Source organism: Paenarthrobacter sp. 2TAF44, from assembly GCF_052114885.1.
Lineage (GTDB): Bacteria > Actinomycetota > Actinomycetes > Actinomycetales > Micrococcaceae > Arthrobacter.
This window is the reverse complement of the sequence record NZ_JBFRFP010000003.1, coordinates 55046-79304: the sequence shown is the minus strand read 5'-3', so window position 1 is coordinate 79304 and position 24259 is coordinate 55046. Positions and strand designations below refer to the sequence as shown.

At 62.1% G+C, this 24259-nt stretch carries 26 protein-coding genes and 1 tRNA gene; 13 read left to right on the top strand and 14 right to left on the bottom strand.

The genetic code is table 11. The annotated features are described in order from the left end of the window. Nucleotides 1-52: 52 nt before the first annotated feature. The 5 genes from ureE to AB4Z15_RS04500 form a co-directional block, all read right to left on the bottom strand. On the bottom strand, nucleotides 53-526 hold the full coding sequence (gene ureE / locus AB4Z15_RS04520) for an urease accessory protein UreE (RefSeq protein ID WP_442016265.1): 474 nt from the start codon (nucleotides 524-526) through the stop codon (nucleotides 53-55). 19 nt (nucleotides 527-545) lie between these two features. Then, on the bottom strand, nucleotides 546-2276 hold the full coding sequence (ureC, locus tag AB4Z15_RS04515) for an urease subunit alpha (protein ID WP_442016264.1): 1731 nt from the start codon (nucleotides 2274-2276) through the stop codon (nucleotides 546-548). Further along, nucleotides 2273-2656, bottom strand: a complete 384-nt coding sequence (locus AB4Z15_RS04510) for an urease subunit beta (protein WP_442016263.1) — start codon at nucleotides 2654-2656, stop codon at nucleotides 2273-2275. The genes ureC and AB4Z15_RS04510 overlap by 4 nt, the downstream gene beginning before the upstream one ends. Before the next feature lie 8 nt (nucleotides 2657-2664). Continuing rightward, nucleotides 2665-2967 (bottom strand): urease subunit gamma, encoded by a 303-nt coding sequence (locus AB4Z15_RS04505; protein ID WP_431117499.1) that lies wholly within the window; start codon nucleotides 2965-2967, stop codon nucleotides 2665-2667. Nucleotides 2968-3061: 94 nt separating this feature from the next. Beyond that, nucleotides 3062-3682 (bottom strand): DedA family protein, encoded by a 621-nt coding sequence (locus AB4Z15_RS04500; RefSeq protein ID WP_442016262.1) that lies wholly within the window; start codon nucleotides 3680-3682, stop codon nucleotides 3062-3064. A gap of 157 nt (nucleotides 3683-3839) precedes the next feature. On the opposite strand from AB4Z15_RS04500, the gene AB4Z15_RS04495 reads away from it, so the two are divergent. After that, a complete protein-coding gene (locus AB4Z15_RS04495; protein ID WP_442016261.1) occupies nucleotides 3840-5039 on the top strand; it encodes a pyridoxal phosphate-dependent aminotransferase in 1200 nt (399 codons plus the stop codon). Beyond that, a complete protein-coding gene (locus AB4Z15_RS04490; protein ID WP_442016260.1) occupies nucleotides 5036-5995 on the top strand; it encodes a 2-hydroxyacid dehydrogenase in 960 nt (319 codons plus the stop codon). The genes AB4Z15_RS04495 and AB4Z15_RS04490 overlap by 4 nt, the downstream gene beginning before the upstream one ends. Before the next feature lie 70 nt (nucleotides 5996-6065). On the opposite strand, the gene AB4Z15_RS04485 is transcribed toward AB4Z15_RS04490, so the two are convergent. The 3 genes from AB4Z15_RS04485 to AB4Z15_RS04475 form a co-directional block, all read right to left on the bottom strand. Further along, nucleotides 6066-7169, bottom strand: a complete 1104-nt coding sequence (locus AB4Z15_RS04485; protein WP_442016259.1) for a D-TA family PLP-dependent enzyme — start codon at nucleotides 7167-7169, stop codon at nucleotides 6066-6068. 18 nt (nucleotides 7170-7187) lie between these two features. Next, nucleotides 7188-8192 carry a LacI family DNA-binding transcriptional regulator gene (locus AB4Z15_RS04480; protein WP_442016258.1) on the bottom strand — a complete coding sequence of 335 codons (1005 nt, stop codon included), beginning with the start codon at nucleotides 8190-8192 and terminating at the stop codon, nucleotides 7188-7190. 84 nt (nucleotides 8193-8276) lie between these two features. Next, a complete protein-coding gene (locus tag AB4Z15_RS04475; RefSeq protein ID WP_442016257.1) occupies nucleotides 8277-8684 on the bottom strand; it encodes a RidA family protein in 408 nt (135 codons plus the stop codon). 212 nt (nucleotides 8685-8896) lie between these two features. Between AB4Z15_RS04475 and AB4Z15_RS04470 the strand changes: the two genes are divergently transcribed. The 6 genes from AB4Z15_RS04470 to AB4Z15_RS04445 all read left to right on the top strand — a co-directional run bounded on the left by AB4Z15_RS04470 (nucleotide 8897) and on the right by AB4Z15_RS04445 (nucleotide 12450). Then, nucleotides 8897-9616 carry a GAF and ANTAR domain-containing protein gene (locus AB4Z15_RS04470; protein ID WP_442016256.1) on the top strand — a complete coding sequence of 240 codons (720 nt, stop codon included), beginning with the start codon at nucleotides 8897-8899 and terminating at the stop codon, nucleotides 9614-9616. A 5-nt stretch (nucleotides 9617-9621) separates the two neighbouring features. Beyond that, nucleotides 9622-9897, top strand: coding sequence for a hypothetical protein (locus AB4Z15_RS04465; RefSeq protein ID WP_442016255.1), 276 nt, complete (start codon nucleotides 9622-9624; stop codon nucleotides 9895-9897). Nucleotides 9898-9909: 12 nt separating this feature from the next. Then, a complete protein-coding gene (locus AB4Z15_RS04460) occupies nucleotides 9910-10704 on the top strand; it encodes an ANTAR domain-containing protein (RefSeq protein ID WP_442016254.1) in 795 nt (264 codons plus the stop codon). A gap of 128 nt (nucleotides 10705-10832) precedes the next feature. After that, nucleotides 10833-11555, top strand: a complete 723-nt coding sequence (locus AB4Z15_RS04455; protein WP_442016253.1) for a GAF domain-containing protein — start codon at nucleotides 10833-10835, stop codon at nucleotides 11553-11555. Between the two features lie 11 nt (nucleotides 11556-11566). Further along, nucleotides 11567-11947, top strand: coding sequence for a hypothetical protein (locus AB4Z15_RS04450; protein WP_442016252.1), 381 nt, complete (start codon nucleotides 11567-11569; stop codon nucleotides 11945-11947). Nucleotides 11948-12060: 113 nt separating this feature from the next. After that, on the top strand, nucleotides 12061-12450 hold the full coding sequence (locus AB4Z15_RS04445; protein ID WP_442016251.1) for a hypothetical protein: 390 nt from the start codon (nucleotides 12061-12063) through the stop codon (nucleotides 12448-12450). Here the strand turns inward: AB4Z15_RS04445 and arfA are convergent. After that, complete coding sequence (gene arfA / locus AB4Z15_RS04440; protein ID WP_442016250.1) at nucleotides 12447-13973, bottom strand: arabinosylfuranosidase ArfA; 1527 nt, start codon at nucleotides 13971-13973, stop codon at nucleotides 12447-12449. The two genes, AB4Z15_RS04445 and arfA, sit on opposite strands and share 4 nt — an antisense overlap. Nucleotides 13974-14207: 234 nt before the next feature. Beyond that, nucleotides 14208-14280, bottom strand: a tRNA-Lys gene (locus tag AB4Z15_RS04435). Nucleotides 14281-14519: 239 nt separating this feature from the next. Between AB4Z15_RS04435 and AB4Z15_RS04430 the strand changes: the two genes are divergently transcribed. From AB4Z15_RS04430 to AB4Z15_RS04420, 3 genes are all read left to right on the top strand, one after another. After that, the gene (locus AB4Z15_RS04430) at nucleotides 14520-15179 is read left to right on the top strand and encodes a hypothetical protein (RefSeq protein WP_431117486.1); all 660 of its coding nucleotides are present in this window, start codon (nucleotides 14520-14522) and stop codon (nucleotides 15177-15179) included. 332 nt (nucleotides 15180-15511) lie between these two features. Next, nucleotides 15512-16129, top strand: coding sequence for a DUF47 domain-containing protein (locus tag AB4Z15_RS04425; RefSeq protein WP_442006601.1), 618 nt, complete (start codon nucleotides 15512-15514; stop codon nucleotides 16127-16129). 1 nt (nucleotide 16130) lies between these two features. After that, nucleotides 16131-17147 carry an anion permease gene (locus AB4Z15_RS04420; RefSeq protein ID WP_442016249.1) on the top strand — a complete coding sequence of 339 codons (1017 nt, stop codon included), beginning with the start codon at nucleotides 16131-16133 and terminating at the stop codon, nucleotides 17145-17147. 150 nt (nucleotides 17148-17297) lie between these two features. Here the strand turns inward: AB4Z15_RS04420 and pstB are convergent, their stop codons facing one another. The 4 genes from pstB to pstS all read right to left on the bottom strand — a co-directional run bounded on the left by pstB (nucleotide 17298) and on the right by pstS (nucleotide 21428). Beyond that, nucleotides 17298-18077 carry a phosphate ABC transporter ATP-binding protein PstB gene (gene pstB, locus AB4Z15_RS04415; RefSeq protein WP_442016248.1) on the bottom strand — a complete coding sequence of 260 codons (780 nt, stop codon included), beginning with the start codon at nucleotides 18075-18077 and terminating at the stop codon, nucleotides 17298-17300. Nucleotides 18078-18137: 60 nt separating this feature from the next. Then, the gene (pstA, locus tag AB4Z15_RS04410; RefSeq protein ID WP_442016247.1) at nucleotides 18138-19241 is read right to left on the bottom strand and encodes a phosphate ABC transporter permease PstA; all 1104 of its coding nucleotides are present in this window, start codon (nucleotides 19239-19241) and stop codon (nucleotides 18138-18140) included. After that, complete coding sequence (gene pstC, locus AB4Z15_RS04405) at nucleotides 19242-20174, bottom strand: phosphate ABC transporter permease subunit PstC (protein ID WP_442016246.1); 933 nt, start codon at nucleotides 20172-20174, stop codon at nucleotides 19242-19244. It lies immediately after the preceding gene. A 135-nt stretch (nucleotides 20175-20309) separates the two neighbouring features. Beyond that, nucleotides 20310-21428 carry a phosphate ABC transporter substrate-binding protein PstS gene (gene pstS / locus AB4Z15_RS04400; RefSeq protein WP_442016245.1) on the bottom strand — a complete coding sequence of 373 codons (1119 nt, stop codon included), beginning with the start codon at nucleotides 21426-21428 and terminating at the stop codon, nucleotides 20310-20312. A 246-nt stretch (nucleotides 21429-21674) separates the two neighbouring features. Here pstS and AB4Z15_RS04395 point away from each other — a divergent pair, with 246 nt between their 5' ends. Together AB4Z15_RS04395 and radA are read left to right on the top strand one after the other, a co-directional pair. Then, nucleotides 21675-22802 carry an FUSC family protein gene (locus tag AB4Z15_RS04395; RefSeq protein WP_442016244.1) on the top strand — a complete coding sequence of 376 codons (1128 nt, stop codon included), beginning with the start codon at nucleotides 21675-21677 and terminating at the stop codon, nucleotides 22800-22802. Between the two features lie 58 nt (nucleotides 22803-22860). Continuing rightward, nucleotides 22861-24234, top strand: coding sequence for a DNA repair protein RadA (gene radA, locus AB4Z15_RS04390; RefSeq protein ID WP_442016243.1), 1374 nt, complete (start codon nucleotides 22861-22863; stop codon nucleotides 24232-24234). Nucleotides 24235-24259: the final 25 nt, after the last annotated feature.

Genomic DNA, 24259 nt, shown 5'->3' with positions numbered 1-24259 from the left:
CCTTCCCAGCGGAGCGCAAGCGCGCGCACCCACCCCGACGCGAAGCACAGTTTTAGTGCGAATGCTCAGCATGGCGAAAAGGCACCGGCATGACCCGCTCCTGCCGCACATAAGGCACACCCACATGCTTCAGATAATCCTCGACAGTGTGGTCATACTGACAAACCATGACCTCGCCGCCGTACTCAGACACCGAGTCGAAGAATTGCGCCTGCAGATGCCGGTTGCCGAGCGAGTGTGCCACGACACCCATTTCGTGGATGCTGCGCGCAGCAATCACGAGGACGTCGGTGGGCAGCACGGAGATGACGATGAGGTTGGTGTCGTCGGCGGCGAGGATGTCGCCGTCGCGTAGGTCGCCGGATCCGGTGGGGAGTCGGATGCCGAGTTCTTTGCCGTGGTCTGTGGTGACGCGTTGGATGCGTTTGACGAGCAGGGCGCTGGGGAGGACGACTTTTTCTTTGTGGTGGTCAGTGTAGGCGGCGGGCTGTTCGTGGAGGTTGCCGAGGATTTTTTCGATAATCATTTGGTCTCCGGGATGGTGTTTAGAAGAGGTGGTAGCGCTGCGCCATGGGCAGCACGTCGGAGGGTTCGCAGGTGGCTTCGACGCCGTCCACTGTCACCTTGTAGGTTTCGGGGTCGACGACGATGTCCGGGGTTTCGCCGTTGAATTTCAGGTCGGCTTTGCGCAGGTTCCTGATGCCGGTGACGGGCCGGATGATGCGTTCGAGTCCCAGTTCGGCCGGCACTCCGGCGTCGATCGCTGCTTTGGAGAGGAACGTGATGGACGTCTGTTGGAGTGCTCGCCCATAGGTGGCGAACATGGGCCGCATGGTGCGAGGCTGCGGTGTGGGAATGGAGGCGTTGGAGTCGCCCATGAGTGCGTAGGCGATTTGTCCGCCTTTGATGACGAGCTCGGGCTTAACTCCGAAGAACGCGGGGTCCCACAGCACCAGGTCCGCGAATTTCCCTTCTTCCACGGAGCCGATGACGTCGGCCATGCCCTGTGCAATGGCGGGATTGATCGTGTATTTGGCTATGTAGCGTTTGAGCCGGAAGTTGTCCGATCCGGCAGAACCGTGCACAGCACCGGAAGGATCCTGTAGAACCCCGCGTTGCCGTTTCATGGCATCCGCCACCTGCCAGGTCCGGATGATGACCTCGCCTACGCGGCCCATTGCCTGCGAGTCCGAGGACGTGATGGCGAAGACGCCCAGATCGTGCAGGACATCCTCGGCTGCGATGGTTTCGGCACGGATGCGGGAGTCTGCGAAAGCCACGTCTTCGGGGATGTCCGGGTTGAGGTGGTGGCAGACCATGAGCATGTCCAGGTGCTCTTCAATGGTGTTCTTGGTGTACGGCAATGTGGGGTTGGTGGACGCGGGCAGTACATTGGGCAGCCCGGCAATCTTGATGATGTCCGGGGCGTGACCGCCACCTGCGCCTTCCGTGTGGAAGGTGTGAATCACCCGGCCGTCGATCGCGTTGATGGTGTCTTCCACGAAACCGCACTCGTTGAGGGTGTCCGTGTGAATCGCCACTTGGACGTCGTATTCGTCGGCCACGCGCAGGGACATGTCGATGGAGGACGTGGTGGAGCCCCAGTCCTCATGGACTTTGAGCCCGACGGCACCCGCGCGGATCTGCTCTGCGAGGGGCTCGACGGCCGACGCGTGGCCCTTGCCGAACAGGCCGATATTGATGGGGAGGCCTTCCGCGGCCTGGAGCATCCGCGAGATATGCCAGGACCCGGGCGTGATGGTGGTGGCTTTGGTTCCTTCCGCCGGTCCTGTGCCGCCGCCCACCATCGTGGTGACGCCGCTGCAGAGTGCAGTGGGAACTTGTTCGGGGGAAATGAAGTGGATATGGGTGTCGATGCCACCGGCTGTGAGGATCTTCCGTTCGCCGGCGATGATCTCCGTGCTGGCACCGATCACGATGTCCACCCCGTCCATGATCTGCGGGTTGCCGGCTTTGCCGATCTTGAAAATGTGGCCGTCCTTGAGGGCCACATCGGCCTTGTAGATTCCCGAGTAGTCCAAGACGATGACGTTGGTGATGACCGTGTCAGGGATATCCTCCGAGCGCGTCGCCTGGCCGTTTTGGCCCATCCCATCGCGGATGACCTTGCCGCCCCCGAACACCACTTCTTCGCCGTAGACGGTGTAGTCGTTTTCAATTTCGAGGAAGAGCTCGGTGTCTGCCAAGCGGATGGCGTCACCTGTCGTCGGGCCGTACAGCTCGGCGTATTGCCGGCGGGGAAGCTCGAAGCTCATTTGGCATCTCCTTCCAGAGCCACGCCTGTCATAGCCACCGCTGCGCGAGCGGTCCCGCCAAGGCGCGCACCGCCGTCGAGCTTTCCATTGACAGCGTTACTCAAGCCGAATACCTCGCGGGAACCTGCCAACTCCACCAGGTGGACGGTCTTCTTGTCCCCGGGTTCAAAGCGGGCTGCGGTACCGGCGGGGATGTCCAGACGCCGGCCATAAGCCGCTTCACGGTCAAACTCCAGGGCACGGTTGGCTTCCGCAAAGTGGTAGTGCGAGCCAATCTGGACTGGCCGGTCACCTCGATTGACAACCTCGACGGCGATCGCCTCACGGCCGCTGTTGCAGGCGATGGGCTCGGGGCGGAGCCTGTATTCACCGGGGATCATGGGGGCTCCTATCGAATGGGGTCGTGGACAGTGACGAGCTTGGTGCCATCGGGGAACGTGGCCTCAATTTGGACGTCGTGGATCATCTCCGGCACGCCTTCCATCACGTCTTCGCGGCGCAGCAATGTGGTTCCGTAGCTCATGAGCTCCGCAACGGATTTGCCGTCCCGGGCGCCCTCGATGAGCTCGTAGCTGATGATTGCGATGGCTTCCGGATAGTTCAGCTTTAATCCGCGCGCCTGCCTTCGCCTGGCTAGATCGGCAGCCACCACGATCATGAGTTTTTCCTGCTCACGGGGCAAAAGATGCATCGATTCTCCTCAAAGCAGCTACTTGGGTGCACACGTACGGACAGTTTGTGATCAGCGTAAGGACTGGAAGTTTCAGCCACGTTTCCAGAGGGTCTCAGTCGGCTGTGGGTTTGGCCGCCGCTCGATGCTTTCGGATCTGCCATACGACCAGGATGACAACCACGACGGCGGCCACCACCAAAGCGGCACCGCGCCCCACTGTGCGGGCCAGTTCTTCGTACGAGTTCCCGGCGATGAATCCCAAGGTCACGAACAGGCCGCCCCAAAAGATGCCGCCTGTGAAGTTCCAGATGGCGAAGCGGCGGTATGGCATTCGGCTGAGCCCTGCGAGCGCGGGCATGACTGCGCGGAAAAAGGCTGTGAAGCGGCCGAGGAACACGGCGAGGCCGCCACGGCGGGCAAGGAAATCTTCGGCTTTCTGCAACTGAGCCCTTCTCTTGTCCAGGATTTTCAGGGCCATGACCCGTGGACCCAAGTGCTTGCCGATCTCGTAGCCGACTGTGTCACCGAGGATGGCTGCGGAGATGACAACCAGGATCATGCCCCACAAGGGAAGATCACCACGGCTGGCGAAGACTCCCCCTACCACGGCAGCTGTTTCGCCGGGGATTACGAAGCCGATAAACAAGGCATCCTCGGCGAAGACCAACGCGAACACGATGCACATCACCACCAGTGGACTGGCGTTAAGGAGTCCGTCGAACAACGACTGCATGGGGTTGAGTGTGGCAGATCAACGGGTCTGTGGGGAGACGCTGCGGGCGCTGTTTTAATGACCGCCTATCCATAGACAGTCTAATACATCACTAATATACTAGTTGAGTACTTCACGTGAAAACCCGTGATCAGCTCGATGAGGAGTTAAACAGCACATGCAGAAACTCGCACACCGGCTTGAACGCCTGGGCACCGAAACTGCGTTCAGCGTGGCGCAGGCCGCTGCCGCTTGGAAGGCCAAAGGGAACCTGGTGTATCCCTTCCACCTTGGCGACATCAATATCCCAACGGCCCCTCACATCGTTGAAGCGATGAACAAGGCAATCACCGATGGATACACGGGCTACTGCCCCGGCCCCGGCATCCCCCAGCTCCGGGAAGCCCTCGCCGAAGACCTCGGCGCACGGCGCGGGATGGAATTCTCCCCCGACAACGTGGTGGTGATGACCGGCGGCAAGCCCGTCATCACCAAGTTCCTGCAAGCGGTGATGAACCCCGGCCAGGAGGTGCTCTACCCCAACCCCGGGTTCCCGATTTACGAATCCCAGATCGAATATCTGGGCGGCACCGCTGTGCCCTACCGCTATGTGCCTACACGTGACGGATTCGCGATCGACCTCGACCAGGTCCGGGCATCCATCACCCCGAACACGGCCGCGATCATCTACAACGATCTGCAGAACCCCATCTCTGCCGAATCGACGGCGTCCGAACGCGAGGCCATCGCACAGATCGCGCAGGAGCACGACCTCTGGGTGCTTTCCGATGAGGCCTATTTCGAGACGCGCTACGAAGGGGTCTCGAGCTCGATCGCGTCACTTCCCGGCATGGCAGAGCGCACCGTCATCCTGTACACGTTCAGCAAGAAGTTCGCTATGACCGGATCGCGGCTCGGGTGTGCCGTCGCCCCGCTCGAAATCGCAAAAGTGCTCAGCACCCTGAACACCAACGATGAATCGTGCACCACTCACTACGTGCAGTGGGCCGGCATCGAAGCCCTCCGCGGCCCCCAGGAACCGGTACAGCAGATGCTGGACATCCTGAAGGAACGCCGGGATACCGCCTGCGGGATCGTCAATGCCATCCCGGGAATGAGCGTGGCAGTTCCGCAGTCCACGTTCTACCTGTTTCCCGACGTCACCGAAGCCATGCAGAGGCTGGGTTACACAGCAGTGGGTGACTTCGCTTCCGACGCCCTCTATAAGACTGGCGTCTCGTTCTGCACGCGTGAGCACTTCGGCCGGCGTCTGCCCGGCGAGGAGCGGCAGTACATCCGGCTCGCGTACTCGGGCATCGAAGTGCCGGACATCCGCGATGGCCTGGGCCGCCTGCGTGAATGGATCGAGACGGCATGAGCCGCGTAGTCGTCACCGGACGCGTGCCGGAACCCGCACTCCAGAAACTCCGCGCCGAACACGAGGTTGATGCTTGGGAGGGATCGGACTCCATCAGCCGCCAGGAACTCCTGCGGCGGGTTGCAGGAGCCGATGCCATAGTGAGCCTGCTGACCGAACGCATTGACGCCGAACTGCTCGACGCCGCGGGCCCGCAGCTCAAAGTGGTCGCGAACGTCGCCGTTGGCTATGACAACATCGACGTCCCCGCCTGCACCGAACGCGGGATCATCGCCACCAACACCCCGGGGGTGCTCACTGAGGCCACAGCCGACATCGCGTTCGGCCTGATCCTTATGGCCACGCGCCGGCTCGGCGAAGGCGAACGGCTCATCCGGTCCGGCCAGGCTTGGAAGTGGGGAATGTTCTTCCTGCTCGGCAGCAGCCTGCAGGGCAAGACCCTGGGTGTCGTCGGAATGGGCGGCATCGGCCAAGCCACAGCACGCCGGGCCAAGGCCTTCGGAATGGAAATCGTCTACCAGTCCCGGAGCGAAATCGACCCGGTGATCGCTGCGGAACTCGGTGCACGGCGGGTGGAACTTGATGAACTGCTGACCACTTCCGACGTCGTCTCGCTGCACTGCCCGTACGGGCCGGCAACGCATCACCTGATCGGCGCTGAGCAACTCGCAACGATGAAGAAGTCCGCCTACCTCGTCAACACCGCACGCGGACCCATCATCGACGAAGCCGCACTCGCCTTGGCCCTTCGCGAAGGACAGATTGCGGGCGCAGGCCTGGATGTCTTCGAACAGGAGCCCAAGGTGCATCCGTGGTTGCTGGACCTGGAAAACGTGACGCTCGTGCCGCACCTCGGCTCCGCCACGGTGGAAACACGCACGGCCATGGCAGTACTCGCAGCGGACAACACGCTCGCCGTGCTCAAGGGCGAACAACCGCCTACTCCCATCAGCTAAGGGAACGGCAGTTGCTGTGGCGGCGGGTGAGTTTCTACCCGCCGTCACAGTACTTAAGCCCGATGAAGCACTAGTTGTTCCGGCCGCGGGCGGCAACCTTCCACGTGTCCACCACTGCCCCCTCACGAACCACAGTGACCTCGTCCACGAGGTTCATGGCCAGGCAAACGTGGTTCGGGATCAACCTGAGCCGCGTCCCCAGGGCCGGCAGTTCCTCAGAGTCCGGCCAAACGACGGTGGCGTGGTGTTCGGAGAGCGCCGTGATCCGGGCCTCCCGGTATTCGGGCAGGCGCCCATATCCGGTGGCCCAGTCGGGGCGGTCACTGCCCAGAATCTTGCTGCCCGCGTCCACCACCACCCGCCGGACATTCCCGCGGTCGGACTCGTGCCGGCTGACCACCGTGGCAGCAACCGTCAGGGCAATGTCGTTCCACGTGCACCGTTCGAGTTCAAGCTGTTGGGCATCACCGAAAACATAGACGCCGGGGCGCAGCTCGGTGGCCAGCGTTTCGGCGTCGAGCAGTGCGGTCGGAGTGGAGCCGCCGCTGATGGTGCGGACCTCAAAGCCCGCGTGCTCCAGTGCGGCGGAAGCACGGCCAAGGGCCTCGTTCTCGTTACCCGCTGCGTCCCTTGGCATTCCGGGCTTGTAACTGTGTCCGGGGAATGTGAAGACGCCCGCAATGTTCAGGCCGCTTGCTGCGGCCGCGCGCGCAACATCCACCACTTCTCCCGGCAGGACTCCGCTGCGATGATGCCCGCTGTCCACTTCGATCAGGACATCAATACTTCTGGCGTCGGCGCCCAACTGGCGGCCCATCGCCGTCGCGCTTTCGGCTGAATCAGTGCCCACGGCGATGCTGCACGTCCTGGCAAGCTTCCGCAGCCGCTCCGCATGATGCGCCTCTACCCACAGCGGGTAGGCGATGAAAATATCCGTGGCGCCCCCGGCCGCGAAGACCTCGGCTTCCCCGATCGTCGCCACCGTGAGCCCAACTGCTCCGGCGGCGAGCTGCTTGGCGGCGATCTCCAGGGTCTTGTGTGTCTTCACGTGCGGGCGGAGCCTCAGTCCCCGGCTGAGCATGCTTGAAGCCATGCGTTGGATATTTCGGTCGAGGACATCGACGTCGATCATGATGGCTGGCGTGAGAATTCCGTCCGGGACTGCGTGGTTCATTCTTAGAACAGTAACGTCCTACGGCGCGGACTGCCTGACGCGCAGCGAGAACGCCGCTTCCGGCTGCTCCACCTTGTCCGCGGAACCCTTGCCTTCGATCCTGTTGATGAGGAGTTCGACGGCGCGCTCCGCAATTTCCGTACGGCCAGGCTCCACCGTGGTCAACGACGGCGACGCGAACCTGGCTTCGTCAATGTCATCGAAGCCGGCTACCGCTATTTCATCCGGGACCCGTTTGCCTCGGACCAGAAGTTCGTGCAGCGCCCCCAAGGCAACGGCGTCATTCAAACCGAACACGGCGTCGAACCCAACCCCGCTGTCCAGCAGCCGGGCGATCGTGTCGGCACCGGCGTCCCGCCGCCACTCACATTCGATCACGAGCGCCGGGTCATACTCCACACCGGCGGCAGCGAGCGCAGCTTTGTAGCCGTTAAGGCGCAGGCCGTTACTGCCGGTTGTGTCGCCGTCGTGCGCGCCCAAAACGGCTATACGACGGCGGCCTCCCGCCAGCAGGTGCGCCGTGACGGCTGCCGCTGCTTCGTGGTTTTGGATGAGGACCATGTCCAGTCGCGGGTCCTGCACGAATTCGCCCAGGAGGACCAGCGGTTTCTTGCCGGCGGCCTGGATGATTTGCTCGGCATCCATTGCCAGCGGGATGAAGAGGAGTCCGTCCGTGAGGCTGCGGAACTGGCCTTGAAGCGCAGATTTTTCGTGGTCGGCTTCGTTGCCGGACTGCTCAACAAGGACCCGGTAGCCGCGGGCCCACGCCGCCTTCATGATGTCCGAGGCGAGCTCGGCATAGTACGGAACGGAGAGGTCGCTCAGCACCAGTCCAAGCATGCTGGTCTTGCCGGAACGGAGGCTGCGCGCGGTCAGGTTGGTTTCGTATCCGAGTTCTTCGATCGCATCCAGGACGCGCTGCTTGGTTGCGGGCCGGATGAACTCGTAGTTGTTGATGACGTTGGAAACCGTCTTCAAGGAGACCCCGGCGGCCCGCGCGACGTCGTTCATGGTGACGGCCATCAATGTGCTCCTTCAATCCCTCTGCCCCGGATCCGTTCGCCGGGATTGCTGGGTACATCGTTGCAGATCAGCTGCCAGCAGGTGTCATTCTGGGACGGCCGCGATCGCCTCGACCTCCACTAGTTGATTGTCATAACCGAGCACGGTGACACCCATCAGGGTGCTGGGCACATCGTGGTTCCCGAATGCTTCGCGAACCACTTCCCAGGCGGTGACAAGGTCCGCTTGCTGTGACGAAGCAACAAGGACGCGGGTGGAGACCACGTCCTCTATCTCTGCACCAGCAGCTTCCAACGCCAAGCGCATATTCTCGATCGCCTTTTCGGCTTGAACCCTGTAATCACCAATTCCGGCCGTGGAACCGTCCTCGTTGAGGGGACAGGATCCCGCCAGGAAGATCAATCGCGTATTGGCTGGTACAGATGCCGCATATGCATACTGGGCGGCAGAACTGAGCTGGTGCGAGCGAATGAGGGTAACTGCGCTAGGCATGGGAGTCCTTCATCTGATGTAGGTTCTGAGCCCATTCCACCACGTAAAGGCACTGCCACTGTTGCGCGGCATGGCGCAGGCGTAGTGTCGGTAGTAGAAGATTTCGGGTGTGGCAAAAAGGTCCGGAGTTAACTATCCGGGCTGTGCGCGAACTCGAGCGCACTGCCGCCAGCCGGAGTCAATCGCTCTGGCATTGCCTGGAATGAGGCCGAATGGCCCAGAACGATGCAGTACCCTCAGCGGAACAGTTGCAGGACCTGCTATTGGAGAGTCCCGGCTTTACGGAATTCCTTCTGGGTTTGACCACCATCTCGGCTTCCTTGTTAGGCGGGGATGTCCCCATGCTCTGTGCCATTACCGTCGAGCGGGACGGAGGCCCGTCCACGGTGGCGAGCAGCACGGAGGCAGCCAAACGCCTGGATGAAAAGCAGTACGAGTTCGACGACGGTCCATGCCTTACCGCACTGCGCCAGCAGCATACCGTTTTGGTTCAGGACCTTCAGGCCGACGTCCGCTGGCACCATTACGCTGACGCTGTTTCGCAGGAAGGTATCACCACCATGCTGGCGGTACCGATCACAACAGACGACGACTCCCGGGCAGCGCTGAACTGCTATTCCACCCAAGCAGGTACCTTCGATCCAGAGACCGTGGCATCCATAGAGAAGCACGCAGAATCCTTATCGAGGATTCTGCGGCTGGCACTGCGCCTGCACACCCCGGATCCATACCCTGTGCACTTGCGTTCCGCCTTGGAGTCGCGGGCGATAGTTGATGCGGCTATTTCCCTGATCATGGTGCAGAACCGTTGCAGCCGGGATTCCGCCATCAGGCTCATACAATTGGCGTCCCGCAACAGTGATAAGCGGCTCCATGAAATTGCAGAAGACATTCTGAAGCGGGCAGTCCACGAAGATAAGGAGGGTAGGTAGGCTCTATGAATGCCGAACCTTGGGGGACACCGGAACGCCATGGAAAACTTGACCAGCGCAAGCAAGCCACCGACAGATTCCGAACCGGAAACGTAAGCCTGAACAGTCTTTGGACCTACTATTTCGGGATTGGAGGGGACGCCGATGAGTTGGTGCTGGACGCCTACCTGAATGGGCTTCTGGTTCTTGCCCCAGGCAGATGGAACTCGTGGATACTGCATTCAGGGAACTCACCTCAGACGGTTGGACGGAACCGGGAGGGCAGCAAGGCCGAGGAATAGTAAGGAAAGACAATGACTGAAACCCAGCCATCACGGTACATCAACAGCCCTCTTCCTTTCGCCGGCCCCGTTGAAGATCACGTGGACCTGACGGACTTCGTTGAACATCTGCAGGACCTCTTGGTGGAGAATGCCGATATCCGTGAATTCCTTCAGGACCTCGCCTCACTGATCGCGAAGAAGCTGACGAGGAATGGAAACACGATTGCCTGCGGAGTCACCGTCATCCGGCAGAAGAAGCCGGTGGCCGTGGCCGATAGCGATACCCTTGCCCGGAAGCTGGACGACATCCAGAACAGCTTCGGCGATGGCCCTTGCCTTTCGGCCCTTCGCACACGCACCATCACCCATGTCCCGGACGTCCACGACGAAGATCGCTGGCCCGAGTACATGCAGGCTGCTGCGGCCACCAATGTGGGTTCCATCCTGGCCTTTCCCATGGAATTGAACAGCACCGCGGAGGCTGTAGTGAATCTCTACTCCACGCGCACTCACGGTTTTTCCCACGAGGACATTTTGTCGGCCGAGCGAGTGACGGCCACTGGCGCCAAAGCCCTCCATCTGGCGTTGAAGATAGCCCAGCTGCGGGACGCCCGCGAGAACCTCACCGCGGCTCTGGAATCCCGCACGACGATCGACACCACCGTCGGAATCATCATGGCGCAGAACCGCTGCAGCAGGGACGCGGCCTTCCAAATCCTCGTCAGCGCGTCCAGCCACCGCAACATCAAGCTCCGCGTAGTGGCGCAGGGGATCATCGCCCACGTTGCTGGCGACCGAAAGATCTCCGCAGCTTTTGAGGAATAGCAAGCAACCTGTCTAGATGCGGTTTTTCTCGTCCAAAACCCATTAGGCTGGATTGAGAACACGGGAGTCCAGCGATTTCAAAGATTGTTTCAGTCGGCCAGCCGACCTGAACGGCCGGGAAGAAGATCATGACCAAGAAGCAGCTTCCTCTGGACGAACTCTCGGGCGCCATCGGCCGGATTTTGGGCCTCCTTTTGACCGAAGAAAAGGTTGACCAAGCCGTTCAAAGCCTCTCCCAGGCCATCAAGGAATCCGTACCCGGCACCCTTGGTGCAGGGGTCTCCATCCTCGATTCGCAGGCACGGAGGACCAGCACCGGTTTCACGGACAGCATCGTGGAGCAGGCAGACTTCCTGCAATATGAGCTGGGCCAAGGGCCCTGCCTGACGGCGTGGGCTTCGGAAGAACTTGTGCTGATCGAAGACCTGAGCACAGACCCGAGGTGGCCGGAATGGCGGACAGCCGTCGACTCCCTGCCCATCAAATCGGTGGTCAGCGCACCCTTGATCGCGAATGGGCACAGCATTGGCGCAATGAAGGTCTATGCTTCCCAGCCCTTTGTCTATGACGGAGGCACAACCACGCTGATGGAACTCTTCGCTTCCCCGGCTGCCACTCTTCTTTCCCACATTCAGAGCACCGAGACACCCAAACGCATCAGTGAGGGCCTGCAAGCCGCGCTGCACAGCCGCGATCTGGTCAACCGGGCTTGCGGGATATTGATGGAACGCCACAAGATCACTCACGCACGGGCCCTGCAGCAATTGATAGGGGACGCCCGCGACAAGAGCAGGACCTTGCAGGAAGTCAGCGCCGAGCTTGTAGCCGGGATCCCGGCAGACCACAACTAAGGCCGCGGGATATGGGCTTCGAACGTAAAGAACCCGAGCAACGCCGAAGGCTCCTGGAAGCCCTCTCCGCGGCGCGGATCAACACGGGCACTCTGTGGCTGCAGTACTTCAGCATCGGCGGGTCCGTGGGTGAGTATGAAGTGGAAGCGTACTTGCAGGGAATGCTGTCCGTTCCGGAACTGGAAAGGGATCTCCTTGCCATGGCAGCGAACGAGCTCCTGAACAGCCAAGCCGGTCCCCACGCACCATATGCTGACGAGCTTCCCTCCTCGGATTCGAACGGTTCCGAACCTGGTTCTGGTGACGCCGAGCGGGGTTCCGCCGACGCCGAGCCTGGTTCTGGGCTTGGTTCAGGACCCGATATCCCAGGCGACGAAGCGGACCCCTCCTAGCCGTCACACAGCGCTCATCCATCTGCAACGCCCCGGCAACATGAATGCGGAAGGCTGTAGTTACGAGGCCGATCGGCCCAAAACGACAGCAAACTGGCTGAGGGGGAGCAAACATGAGCACTGCAAACAGGGATCTTTTCCAGGCGTTGAAGACGCAGGCAAGCTTGGCTCAGGCCTTTGGCACCTTGCCGAGCAGTAAGGAGGAGCCACACGCTCTCAGCCCGGGCGAATACATAGAGGCGTGGCACAACGGCCGCCTTTACCACCGGGGCACGGTGCTCAAGACAGTCGCAGGTACCGATCTGTTCTGGCTCCAGGATGCAGAAACCGGGAGCCGACGACTTCTGGACATGGAATCCATGGAAATCGTCGCTGCCGAGCAACCGGCTCCGACGCCCGTAACGCAGGCGCCGGAGCCGGCCCAGGGCGCTCCGTCAGAAGCGACGGTCACACCGATTTCGTTGTATCCGATCTTCCAGGACGGCTCGCAGGCAATCGCCTAGGATTCCAGCGACAACCGGATCATGCTCCAGCTCACGGCCGGAAGCGCGGCGGTGAGCCGGCCGCCGTCGAGCGTTACACTGACGTTCTCTGAAGGCAGGACGGACGTCGAATCATCCGCTGTCGCCTTCCAGTACGGATCCTTGTTCGTGTAAGTGACGGCCTCGATGACGCTGGCGGCCCCCAAACCCCCGACGGCGGCGTCGAGCGTGAGTGCGTCCGTCGCCGAACGGTTCACGGCGAAAACCACAACCTCCTTGGCTTCGGCGTCGTAGGTAGCCACGGCTGACAGCGAGCTGAAGCCGGCCGTCTTTTCGCTGTCCAGCTTCGGCGACTCGACGGCAAGGTTCAGCACAGTACCCGAGGCATGCTGGGACGTGAGCGCGAACGGGTGGAACGTGGTCTGCTTCCAGGAGCGGCCACCCGGCTCCGTCATGATCGGTGCAATGACGTTGACCAGCTGCGCGAGGCTGGCCGAGTGGACACGGTCCGTGTTGCGAAGCAGCGTGATGAGCAGGTCACCCACCACCACGGCGTCCGCCACCGTGTAGCGATCCTCGAGCAGAACCGGCGCAACAGGCCAGTCGTCGCCCGTGGGAGCCTTGGACTCGACGCGGGAACCGTGCCACACATTCCATTCATCGAAGGAAATGTTGATCTGCTTTTCCGATTTGGTCGCAGACTTCACATGATCGATGTGTGAAACGAGGTCCCGTATGAAGGCCTCCATCCGGTGCCCGGCAGACAGGTGCTGCTGAAGGTCCCCGAAGTCCTCGAAGTACTGGTGCGCGGAGATCAGGTCCACCAGCTCGTAGGTCTCGTTGAGGACAACGCGCTCCCACTCCCCGAATGTGGACATATTGGGGCTCGAGCTTCCGCAGGCCACCAACTCCAGGTCCGGGTTGACCATGCGCATTGCCCTGGCAGTTTCGGCCGCGAGGCGCGCATACTCGCCAGCCGTCTTGTGGCCGATCTGCCAGGGGCCGTCCATCTCATTCCCCAGGCACCACATAGTGATGTTGTGGGGCTCGACGGCACCATTCGCCTTGCGCTGTTCGGATAGCGCGGTGCCGCCTTTGATGTTGCAGTATTCCAGGATGTCCAGTGCTTCCTGCGTCCCACGGGTGCCCAGGTTGACCGCCATCATGGGCTCAACGCCTGCCTTCTCGGACCACTTCGCAAACTCGTCCACGCCCACCAGGTTTGGGTCGCTCGAGTGCCAGGCAAGGTCAAGCCTCGTTGGACGCTGATCCAGTGGGCCAACTCCGTCCTCCCAGCGGTAGCCGGAGACGAAGTTACCGCCGGGATAGCGGACCGTGGAGACGCCCAACTCCTTGGTGAGTTCCAGGACGTCGGTGCGGAACCCGTCCTCGTCGGCGTTGGGGTGTTCGGGTTCGAAGATGCCCGTGTAGACGCATCGGCCCAGGTGCTCGACGAAGGCGCCGAACGTCTTCCGCCTGACTGGACCGACGACAAATGCGGGATCGATGGTGATTTTGGCGGTGGGGGTCTCTTGAGTTCCCAAGGGGCGTCCTTGTCTGTTTGCTTTGTGGATGCGTCAATTTACAACGTTATAGAAACTATGTTGGTGGGAGCGGGGTGTGCGAGTCAAGAAGTTTTTCCGGGGAACACCGCTCAAAGGACAATTCACCCCTGCGCGCGGCGGTGATTTGTCCGTTGGCAGGGGTCCGGGCAGCGCGAGCCACCACGGGAAACAAAAACAGGCCGGAGACTCAACGTCTCCGGCCTGCAGAAAGGGTGGGCCCTGTGGGGATCGAACCCACGACCCACGGATTAAAAGTCCGATGCTCTACCAACTGAGCTAAAGGCCCCTCCAGCTGTTCAAACAGCCATGAATACTGTACCTCAACGTCAAGGCTGTCGAGGAACCCGCCCGGCCACGCGGCGTCGTCACCTCTTTTGGCCGAACAGCCGACGACGGCGCGCGGCGGCAGCGGCGTGTCGGCCCACTCGCGGCGGCAAAGTAGGTGGGGAAGGCACGCGCCCAGCACGCGAACACCCCAAGAAACCGTTACTCGACCCCATCAGGGCACAGGAGTACGGTGAACTCATGAGCGAACAGCCAGGACCACGTGCGTACGGCGGAGCGAACAGGCACCACAAGCCCAAGCCCTTCGCGCCCATCGATTTCGAACCGTTCGCCGGTGGGGCCGATCCCGCCCGCGTCTCCGAGGCTGCCCATCTGGCGGCGCAGGCGCTCGTAAAACGTGGCCGCGACAGCGACGACCCCAAGGTCACGCGTCGCCTGGTAAAGCTGGCCGACGAGCAGGGCCTCGAAGCCATCGCCGAGATGTGGGCCGAGAGCCCCGCCCGATCCCTTCCTGGCGCACTGTGGAGGCTCTACGCCCTCCGCGCCGCCACGATCCAGAATCCCGAGCGCATCTCCGTGTACTTCAGGGCAGGCCGCGACACCGCCCAGGTATCGAACGTGGTTGCTGGGGCTGCAGAGCCTCCCGGAGCAGATGAAATGAAGACCATGGCGGACGCCATTTTGTCCGGCGCGTTCGATGGCGATTTCGACGTCGCGCTGGAACGTTCTGCTGCATTCTGCCGGGTTGTGGCGCTGGGCCAGGCGACCCTGGCAGACGGGGCGGAGCACAGCAATGAAAGCCATGCCAGCAAGCTCACACGCAATTCACACCAGCTGGTAAAGACGGCCGAGGACCTCGAACACGCTGCCAACGCATGGCGCCTGGGAGAGCTGGATTAGCTCCCAAAAGCCCGGAATCTACCCACGTCCTGTCCGGCCTGTCAATGTTGACTTAGCCCCACCGACGTAGAACACTAAAACTGGTGCCGAACCGCGAAACCCCCGGGCTTCAACTTATAGCCGCTTCGAGCGGCCTACCGCCGAGAGGCGTATCCGGTTCGGCACCATTTTTATGCCCGGACCGAGATCCGGACTAGCCACCCCTGAATGTAGCCGCGACCACACCCCTCAGACTTAGCGGTGGCCGTCGTCGTACCGGTAAAGTTGGGGCCGAAGCGGGAAGCGTCAAGTCAAGCTACCCGCAGCCCATCCGTCCCCAGCCCGGAAGCGAAATGAAGCTGCGCCTTTTCCCCCAGGAACCTGCCGGGCTCGTACTGCTCGCGCAGATGGCCGGCGTCATTGTGGCCGCCACCGGAACGCTGTCCGAGATCCTTGGTGCGCAGGCCAGTCAGCACGAACGCCTGACTGAGGAACTTCACGAACACGAGTCGAAATCCCTGGACCTGCACTTTGCGCTCCTGACGCACATGCGCACCAGCTTCGTGAACCCGCTCCCCCGCGAGGACATGTACGCCCTGTCCCGCCACCTCAACGAGGCCATGGAGAAGCTCGACGCCGCAGGCGAGTTGGTTGCCCTCTACAAACTGGAGCGGCTGCCCAAGCGCGCGGCCGACCAACTGGAGATCATCAGCCGCCAAGCCGAGCTGACAGTTGACGCCATGCGGAAACTCGAGGACCTTGACGAACTTGAGGACTACTGGATTGAAATCCTCAGGCTGGCGAAACGTGCCGAGCGAACCCACCGCACATGGGTGGCCGAGATGCTGAAAGACATGAAATCCACGCAGTATGCGCGGCACAGGGACATCGCCAACCAATTGGTGGAAGTCACCAAGGATATGCGGAAGATCGCCACGCAGGTAGGCAGCATCATCGTCAAGGAATCATGACGTGATCGTTGCATTCCTGATCCTCGTGGTGGGTTTGGCTTCAGGGTTCGCGTTCCTCAACGGCTTCCGTGACGTCTCGAATGCCGTAGCGCTATCCACGAGGACACGAGCCCTCACGCCATCCGTGGCAGTAATTCTGGCAGCTGTTTTCAACTTCATCGGCGCTATGCTCAGTGGCAGCTTCGTGCTCGCATTTACCCAGTCCTGGATCTCCCTGCCCAACGGCATTGGCGGGCTCTCGATGCTGACGTCTGCCCTCGCCGCCTCCATCATCTGGGGCGTGTACGCGTGGTGGCGGGGCATCCCTTTGTCTTCCACCCACTCACTTGTGGGCGGGCTGATAGGCGCGGGGGCTGCGAGCGGGCTGGTGGGCGGGAACTCCATCAACGGCGTGGACAACGTCCTTCTGACCCAAGTCGCTTTGCCTTTGGTTCTGTCCCCTTTGATCGCTTTCGTGGCGGCGTATCTCCTCGTATGGCCGGTGACATGGGCGGCACGCTATACCCAGCCGAATGTCATCAACAGGCGTTTCCGCCGGGCGCAAGCTGTCTCTGCTGCTGCTGTGGCGTTTGGCCATGGACTCCAGGATGGGCAGCGCACCGCGGCCGTTCTCCTGCTGGCGCTGGTGGCGGCGGGATTGTCCAGTGGGGGCGAGTTGCCGCTCTGGATCCTCCTTCTGACGGCGATCATGCTGACAGCGGGCACCATGTTTGGTGGCTGGAGGATCTCACACACTTTGGGCCACAAGTTGATCCGCGTGGACCCTCTTCGAGGGTTCGTGGCGCAAACGGTGACGTCCGTGATGCTCTTCATTGGCGCCATCGGCCTGCAGCTGCCGCTGTCCACAACGCACACGCTGACCGCGTCCGTGCTGGGTGCGGGCACCCACCAACGCTTCGCCACCACGAACAGGCGTCTTGTGCGCAGGATTCTCCTGTTCTGGGTTGCCACGCCGCTCGTCACGGCCGCCATGGCTTTCGTCCTTGAGTTGGCGTTCTCGCCCCTGGCCAAAACTTAACGCCCGACGCCGGGGCTCACCTTCCCGGGGCGGGCTCAATCCCAGCGACCTACTTGGGTACAAAAAAGCGACGGCGGCCGTACCCCCAAGGCGACGGCCGCCGTCGTTCATGACCGGCTCCCCCAAGAAAGCCGGAGCCTCCAAGACCCCTTATCCGAAGCGGCCGGAGACGTAGTCTTCCGTGGCCTTCTGGGACGGGTTATTGAAGATGCTGGTGGTATCGGCGAACTCGATGAGCTTGCCCGGCTTGCCGGTGCCGGCGATGTTGAAGAACGCGGTCTTGTCCGACACACGGGCGGCCTGCTGCATGTTGTGGGTCACGATCACCACGGTGTACTGGTCCTTGAGCTCATTGATGAGGTCCTCGACGGCCAGCGTGGAGATGGGGTCCAAGGCCGAGCAGGGCTCGTCCATGAGGATCACCTGGGGTTCAACCGCAATTGCGCGTGCGATGCAGAGGCGCTGCTGCTGGCCGCCGGAAAGGCCGGAACCGGGCTTGTCCAGGCGGTCCTTGACCTCGTTCCAGAGGTTGGCACCAACCAAGGACTTTTCCACGAGGGCATCGGCTTCACCCTTGGAGATCTTCTTGTTGTTCAGCTTCACGCCAGCCAGTACGTTGTCCCGGATTGACATCGTGGGGAACGGGTTGGGGCGCTGGAAGACCATGCCAACCTGCGTTCGAACGGTAACGGGGTCAACGCCGGGGTCGTACAGGTTGTCTCCATCCAGCAGGACCTCGCCCTCAACGCGTGCGCCGGGAAGGACCTCGTGCATGCGGTTCAGCGTGCGGAGGAAGGTGGACTTGCCACAGCCGGACGGGCCAATGAAGGCCGTGACGGACTTGGCTTCAATGTTGATGTTGACGTCCTCGACAGCCAGGAAGCTGCCGTAGTAGACATTCAAGTCTTTGACGTCGATGCGCTTGGACATGGGGTTCCTTATTCCTTGGGGGTTTCTGGAAGTTTTTGGATGGGCCGCCTTTACGGCAGCCTACCGGCCTGTTTTTGGAGCGAACAGGCGGGCAATGAGGCGGGCTCCGAGGTTCAGGAGCATCACCAGGATGATCAGCACCAACGCGGCGCCCCATGCCCGCTGGTCTGAGGGACCGGGGTTGGACGGCGACGTCGGGTTCAGGATCTGGGTGTAGATGAACGTGGGCAGCGAGGCCATCCAACCGCCAAACACATTGTTGTTGATGGTGGTGGCGAAGCCTGCGGTGACCAGAATGGGAGCCGTCTCGCCAATAACCCGGGCGATCGCCAAGGTGACGCCGGACGCGATGCCGGAGATCGCCGTCGGGATGACCACTTTGGTGATGGTGCGCCATTTACGCACTCCGAGCGCGTAGGAGGCTTCGCGGAGCTCGCTCGGGACGATCTTGAGCATTTCCTCGCTGGAGCGGACCACTACGGGAATCATCAGGACGGAAAGCGCGACGGCGGCTACCGCACCAGTCTTGGTGCCCGGGCCAACAACCGCGAAGAAGAACGCTGCCGCGAAGAGGCCGGCCACGATGGAGGGGATGCCGGTCATGACATCCACGAAGAACGTGATGGCACGGGCCAAGGGACGGTCGTTGCCGTATTCCACCAAGTAGATTGCGGTGAGCAGACCCACTGGCACAGAGATGACTGTGGCCAGGAGCGTGATCTGGAGAGTGCCCAACAGCGCGTGGTAAATGCCGCCGAGAACCTTGCCGCCTTCCTCCGCTGCCTTGTTGTCGAAGGCACCGGTGACGCCGTTCATGGACGTACCAAGGAATCCGGGGGTTACCAGGCCGGGAATGCCGTTGATCAGCACGGTCCAGATGACGGAGATCAGCGGCAGGAGGGCAATCAGGAAGGCCCCGACGATCAAGCACGTGGCCAGCTTGTCCTTGGCCTTTCGGGCACCTTCAACGGCGCCGCTCCAGGTGACCAAGCCGATGGTGAACAGGATCGCGGAGACCAGGCCCCAACCGAAAGCATTGAAACCGATAAGGGCCAGAATGGCTGCGCCCACGATCAGGGCGACGGCCAGGACGATGTAAGGAGCGAACTTGGGCAGTTGGCCCTTGGTGAGCGCCGAGCGCTTGCGGACTACGGTGGCGGTCATTTAGTTGGCTCCGGAGAATTCTTTGTGCTTGGTGATGATCCAGCGGGCAATCATGTTCACGCCAAGGGTGATGACGAACAGCACCAGGCCTGCGGCGATCAACGTATTGACCTTGAGCCCGCTGGCTTCGGGGAAGTTCAGCGCGATTTCGGCCGCGATGGTCTGGTTGCCGGACTGGATAAGGCTCGCGGTCAAGACTCCAGAGGACAGCACCAGTGCAACCGCCATGGTCTCGCCGAGGGCACGGCCCAGGCCAAGCATGATGGCGCTCACGATGCCCGGACGACCAAAGGGAAGTACGGCCATACGGATCATTTCCCAGCGGGTAGCTCCCAATGCGAGCGCTGCTTCCTCGTGCAGCTTGGGGGTCTGCAGGAAGATTTCGCGGGACAGGGAGGTGATGATGGGCAGGACCATGACGGACAGGACGATGCCCGCGGTCAGAATGGTCTTGCCTGTGGCGGATGCCGGTCCCTGGAAGAGCGGGATCCAGCCCAGGTTGTTGGCGAGCCAGTCGTAGGCGGGGGAGATTTCCTTGGCCAGGAATGCCGCGCCCCAGGCACCGTAGACAACGGAGGGGATGGCGGCCAGCAGGTCCACAACGTAGCCAAGCCCCGAAGCCAACCGGCGCGGGGCGTAGTGCGAGATGAACAGGGCTACCCCGATTGCCACGGGGGTTGCGATGACGAGCGCGATCACGGCGGCGATGAGCGTACCCACCACGATCGGGCCGATGTAGGCGAAGAAGCCGTTGCCGCCCTGGATGTCAGCAGGCGGCGCGACGAGCGCAGGAATTGCCTGCACCACAAGGAACAGGGCGACTCCGAAGAGAACCGCGAGAATCAGGCACCCTGCGGCCATGGCGGCCCCGGAGAAAACCTTGTCCCCGGCGCGTCCTGCGCCTTGGGAGGTTGTCAGGGAGTTGGTGGTCACTTCACGATCCTTCAGTCTGGAGTGAACTGGTCTTACATGGCTAAGTTCCCAATCCCGCGCGAACGGCTTCAGCCACTCCGCGCGGGACAGGGAACTTCAGTGTTTAGCCGGGTTCAGTCAAACCCGTCGGAAACCTTAGGCCTTGGCCTTGATGGTTTCGATGGCGGCCTTGGCCTTGTCCTGCAGCGACTTGGAAAGCGGTGCGGACTTGGCAGCGTCAGCGGCGGTCTTCTGACCTTCGTCGGAAACTACGTAGCTTTCGAAGGCCTTGACCAGGTCAGCGACTGCCTTGGTCTCGTAGGTGGTGCAAACGACGTGGTAAGAAACGAGCACCACAGGGTAGGCGCCGGAGACAGTGGTCTTGCGGTCCAGCTTGATGGCGACGTCATTGGTGGCGCGGCCTTCAACGGGCTTGCCTGCTTCGACAGCCTTGGAAGCGGCGTCAGCGGAGATCTTGACGAATTCCTCGCCGACCTTGATGGAGGCGGTGCCCAGCTTGCCGGAAACAGCGGAGTCATCGGCATAGGTCACGGCGCCCGGGGTGTCCGTAACGGTCTTGACGACGCCGGAGGTGCCCTTGGCGTTCTCGCCCTTCAGGGTTGCCGGCCAGATGCCTGCAGCCTTGTCCGTCCAGACCTCGGGAGCAGCAGCTGCGAGGTAGTCGGTGAAGTTGGTGGTGGTTCCGGAATCGTCAGAGCGGTTCACGGGGGTGACCTTGAGGTCCGGCAGGGTATCGCCAGCGTTCAGGGCCGCGATTGCGGGGTCATTCCAGTTGGCGATTTCGCCGCGGAAGATTTTGGCGACCGTAGCGGCGTCGAGCTTCAGGTCCATGACGCCGGGGACGTTGAAGGCGACGGCGATCGGGGAGGTGTACACCGGGATGTTGATGGCGCCTTCGGGGCCGCACTTGGCCTTGGAGCTCGCGAGCTCCTCGTCCTTCAGGTAGGCGTCCGAGCCGGCGAACTGTGCCGAGCCGTCGATGATGGCCTTGCGGCCTGCTCCGGAACCGTCCGGGGAGTACTGCACGGTTGCGCCCTGGTTTGCGGCGGCGAAGCCAGACTTCCAGGCGTCCATTGCTGCGCCCTGCGCAGATGAGCCAACGCCGGTGAGGGTGCCGGTCACCTTCATGCCGGCTGCCGACTGAGTGCTGGCCGGGGTGTTCGTTGCGTTGTCTGAACCGCAAGCAGTGAGCGCGAGTGCGCCGGCTGCGATGACCGCGATTGCCGCGTTGCGGCCGAAGTGAGTTGCCTTCACTTGGATGTGCCCCTTCCAGGGATTCTTCGATGCGGGCCGACGGAGATTTCGGCGTGCGCGAGCTGAGGACCTTTTGTTCCTTTACTGAAGGTATGGAGCGCAGGTAACGGGATCTGACGTGGAAGGTGAACGCAAAGTGAACGACGGCGGACCATTGGGTTATGTGGCGCGCGCCACCTTGAGTGGGACCCTGCCCGGCGTCCTACTCGTCATGGATGCCGGGGTTCGGCAAATAGACTGGAGGACATGGCTGCCGCGAAGGGATTTTCTGCAAGCAAGAGGTTCCTGCGTGCCAGAGTCCGGACGGGCTTGGTCCGTAGCCGGAACTCCCTGACTCCGGCCGTTCAAATGACCGTGTGTGCCGTGGGTGCCTACGCTTTCGCGGAATACGTCCTGGGCCACCAAGGGCCATTGTTTGCGGCCACTTCTTCGTTGATTGCGTTGGGCTTCTCCCGTGATCCGCGGTTGCGTCGTGTTATTGAGGTTGGTCTGGGCTGCACCCTCGGCATCGTCGTCGGTGACCTCCTGCTCCACTGGCTGGGTGCTGGGATCCTGCAGGCCGCCGTCGTGCTTCTTTTCTCTATCCTGCTGGCAAGGTTCCTGGACAGCGGGACCATTTTCACCACCCAGCTGGGGCTCCAGTCGCTGCTGGTCGTGCTGCTGCCGGCGCCTGCCGGCGGGCCGTTCACGCGGAGCCTGGATGCAGTGGTGGGCGGCGTGTTCGCCCTGCTGGTGACTATTTTGGTGCCGAAGGATCCGCGCCGGGAGCCGCGGAAGGATGTCCAGAAGATCCTGCACGAACTTGCCGAAGTGCTGCGGGAGTGTGCCAAGGCCATGGTCGAAAGCGACTCCACCATCGCCTGGCACGCACTTATTCGCGGCCGTAACTGCCAGCCATTGGTGGATCGGATGCGGCAGACGCTGCGGGCCTCGGGCGAGGTCGCGACTCTGGCTCCGGCCCATCGCAGGCACCGCGACGAGCTTGCCAGTTTGGAGCATTCGCTGGAGTACATCGACCTTGCACTCCGTAACAGCCGCGTTTTTGCCCGCAGGCTCACAAGCGCCATCAACCATGCTGCGTTGTCTGATGAAGCCATTGAAAGCATCTCCGAGGTCCTGCAGGAAACTGCCGCAGCGATCGATGAACTGACCATTGGCTTGGCGGAGCAGAGCGAGGGAACCCGCCGCGTCCATATGCGTCACGCCCGCAATGAGCTGACCGACATCGCCTCGCGCCTGCACCCCAAGATGCTGGACGTTCAGAAGCTTGAGGGCGAAACCGTGGTGATGCTGTTTCGGCCGCTCATGGTGGACCTTTTGGAGGCGAGCGGACTGGAATCTGATGAGGCCCGGGACGTGCTGCCGGCTCTGTAGGATCCGCGATTCGCTGTGGCGGCTAATACTGTCAGCCGCCACGGCTACCCTTGAACCCATGGCTTCCAAGACCTCCCGCGCATCCAAGACACCCGCTTACAAATGCGCCGAATGCGGGTGGACGGCCATCAAGTGGGTGGGCCGCTGCGGTGAGTGCCAGGCGTGGGGAACCGTTGAAGAGTACGGCGCCACGGTTGCGCGTACGACGCCGGCCGCTACCGTTTTGGAGCCCGCCCGCCGTATCGCTGAGGTGGATGGGACAACGGCGGCGTTCTTGCCCACGGGTGTGGACGAGCTGGACCGCGTCCTTGGAGGAGGGCTCGTCCCCGGTGCCGTCATCCTGCTGGCTGGGGAACCCGGCGTCGGGAAGTCCACGCTGCTGCTGGACGTCGCTGCGAAGTTTGCCCGCACCGGACAGGACGTTCTGTACATCACGGGCGAGGAATCCGCAGCCCAGGTGAAGCTGCGCGCGGAGCGGATCGATGCTGTTGCGCATACGTTGTACCTGTCCGCCGAGACCGATCTTGGGCAAGCGCTGGGCCAGGTGGAGAAGCTTGAGCCGAAGCTGCTGATCGTGGACTCTGTGCAGACGCTCAGCAGTGCCGACGTCGAGGGCAGCGCCGGTGGCGTCTCCCAGGTGCGGGAAGTAGCTGCATCAATCATCTCCGCGGCCAAACGGCGGAACATGACCACGTTGCTGGTGGGCCACGTAACCAAAGAAGGAACGATTGCAGGACCGCGCTTGCTGGAACACCTGGTGGACGTCGTGTGCCAGTTCGAAGGCGAGCGCCATTCTCGGCTAAGGCTGCTCCGGGCTGTGAAAAACCGCTACGGGGCTACCGACGACGTCGGATGCTTTGATCTCAATGAGGCCGGCATCGAAGGGTTGGCCGATCCCAGCGGGCTGTTCGTTTCGCGGACCCGTGAACCTGTCTCAGGCACCTGCATCACGGTGACCATGGAGGGCCGCCGCCCGTTGCTCGCGGAGGTCCAGTCGCTGCTCGCCGAGAGTGCCAATGCCCAACCCCGGCGGGCTACCAGCGGGCTGGAGAGCTCCAGAGTTGCCATGTTGCTCGCTGTGCTTCAGCAGCGCGCCGGATGCATGCTGCACAAGGACGACTCCTACGTGGCCACTGTTGGCGGTGTAAAGCTGACGGAACCGGCCACCGACCTCGCCGTGGCGTTGGCCGTCGCGTCAGCCAAATCCCGCAAGGCACTCCCCCAACGGCTCATTGCCTTCGGTGAAGTTGGGCTGGCAGGCGAGGTCCGGCCTGTGCCCGGAATCAACCAGCGCATCCAGGAAGCCCACCGCCTCGGTTTCACGCACGCCATTGTTCCTGCCAGCCCGGCGGGTGCCGGCGTTATCCCGGAGGGTTTCTCTGTGCGGGAAGTGGGGCATCTGGCCGAGGCGTTGGAGCTGCTGATCACGTAGCGCACAAAGGCCGTCCTCGCGGGGT

Coding starts and splice junctions, on each gene's coding strand:
- AB4Z15_RS04425 (WP_442006601.1), top strand. CDS start 15,512: ATGAAGCTGCGCCTTTTCCCCCAGGAACCTGCCGGGCTCGTACTGCTC.
- ureC (WP_442016264.1), bottom strand. CDS start 2,276: ATGAGCTTCGAGCTTCCCCGCCGGCAATACGCCGAGCTGTACGGCCCG.
- AB4Z15_RS04445 (WP_442016251.1), top strand. CDS start 12,061: ATGAGCACTGCAAACAGGGATCTTTTCCAGGCGTTGAAGACGCAGGCA.
- AB4Z15_RS04470 (WP_442016256.1), top strand. CDS start 8,897: ATGGCCCAGAACGATGCAGTACCCTCAGCGGAACAGTTGCAGGACCTG.
- AB4Z15_RS04430 (WP_431117486.1), top strand. CDS start 14,520: ATGAGCGAACAGCCAGGACCACGTGCGTACGGCGGAGCGAACAGGCAC.
- ureE (WP_442016265.1), bottom strand. CDS start 526: ATGATTATCGAAAAAATCCTCGGCAACCTCCACGAACAGCCCGCCGCC.
- radA (WP_442016243.1), top strand. CDS start 22,861: ATGGCTTCCAAGACCTCCCGCGCATCCAAGACACCCGCTTACAAATGC.
- AB4Z15_RS04495 (WP_442016261.1), top strand. CDS start 3,840: ATGCAGAAACTCGCACACCGGCTTGAACGCCTGGGCACCGAAACTGCG.
- AB4Z15_RS04500 (WP_442016262.1), bottom strand. CDS start 3,682: ATGCAGTCGTTGTTCGACGGACTCCTTAACGCCAGTCCACTGGTGGTG.
- AB4Z15_RS04455 (WP_442016253.1), top strand. CDS start 10,833: ATGACCAAGAAGCAGCTTCCTCTGGACGAACTCTCGGGCGCCATCGGC.
- AB4Z15_RS04465 (WP_442016255.1), top strand. CDS start 9,622: ATGAATGCCGAACCTTGGGGGACACCGGAACGCCATGGAAAACTTGAC.
- AB4Z15_RS04460 (WP_442016254.1), top strand. CDS start 9,910: ATGACTGAAACCCAGCCATCACGGTACATCAACAGCCCTCTTCCTTTC.
- AB4Z15_RS04510 (WP_442016263.1), bottom strand. CDS start 2,656: ATGATCCCCGGTGAATACAGGCTCCGCCCCGAGCCCATCGCCTGCAAC.
- AB4Z15_RS04450 (WP_442016252.1), top strand. CDS start 11,567: ATGGGCTTCGAACGTAAAGAACCCGAGCAACGCCGAAGGCTCCTGGAA.
- AB4Z15_RS04475 (WP_442016257.1), bottom strand. CDS start 8,684: ATGCCTAGCGCAGTTACCCTCATTCGCTCGCACCAGCTCAGTTCTGCC.
- AB4Z15_RS04395 (WP_442016244.1), top strand. CDS start 21,675: ATGGCTGCCGCGAAGGGATTTTCTGCAAGCAAGAGGTTCCTGCGTGCC.
- AB4Z15_RS04480 (WP_442016258.1), bottom strand. CDS start 8,192: ATGGCCGTCACCATGAACGACGTCGCGCGGGCCGCCGGGGTCTCCTTG.
- AB4Z15_RS04505 (WP_431117499.1), bottom strand. CDS start 2,967: ATGCATCTTTTGCCCCGTGAGCAGGAAAAACTCATGATCGTGGTGGCT.
- pstA (WP_442016247.1), bottom strand. CDS start 19,241: ATGACCGCCACCGTAGTCCGCAAGCGCTCGGCGCTCACCAAGGGCCAA.
- AB4Z15_RS04490 (WP_442016260.1), top strand. CDS start 5,036: ATGAGCCGCGTAGTCGTCACCGGACGCGTGCCGGAACCCGCACTCCAG.
- pstB (WP_442016248.1), bottom strand. CDS start 18,077: ATGTCCAAGCGCATCGACGTCAAAGACTTGAATGTCTACTACGGCAGC.
- AB4Z15_RS04485 (WP_442016259.1), bottom strand. CDS start 7,169: ATGAACCACGCAGTCCCGGACGGAATTCTCACGCCAGCCATCATGATC.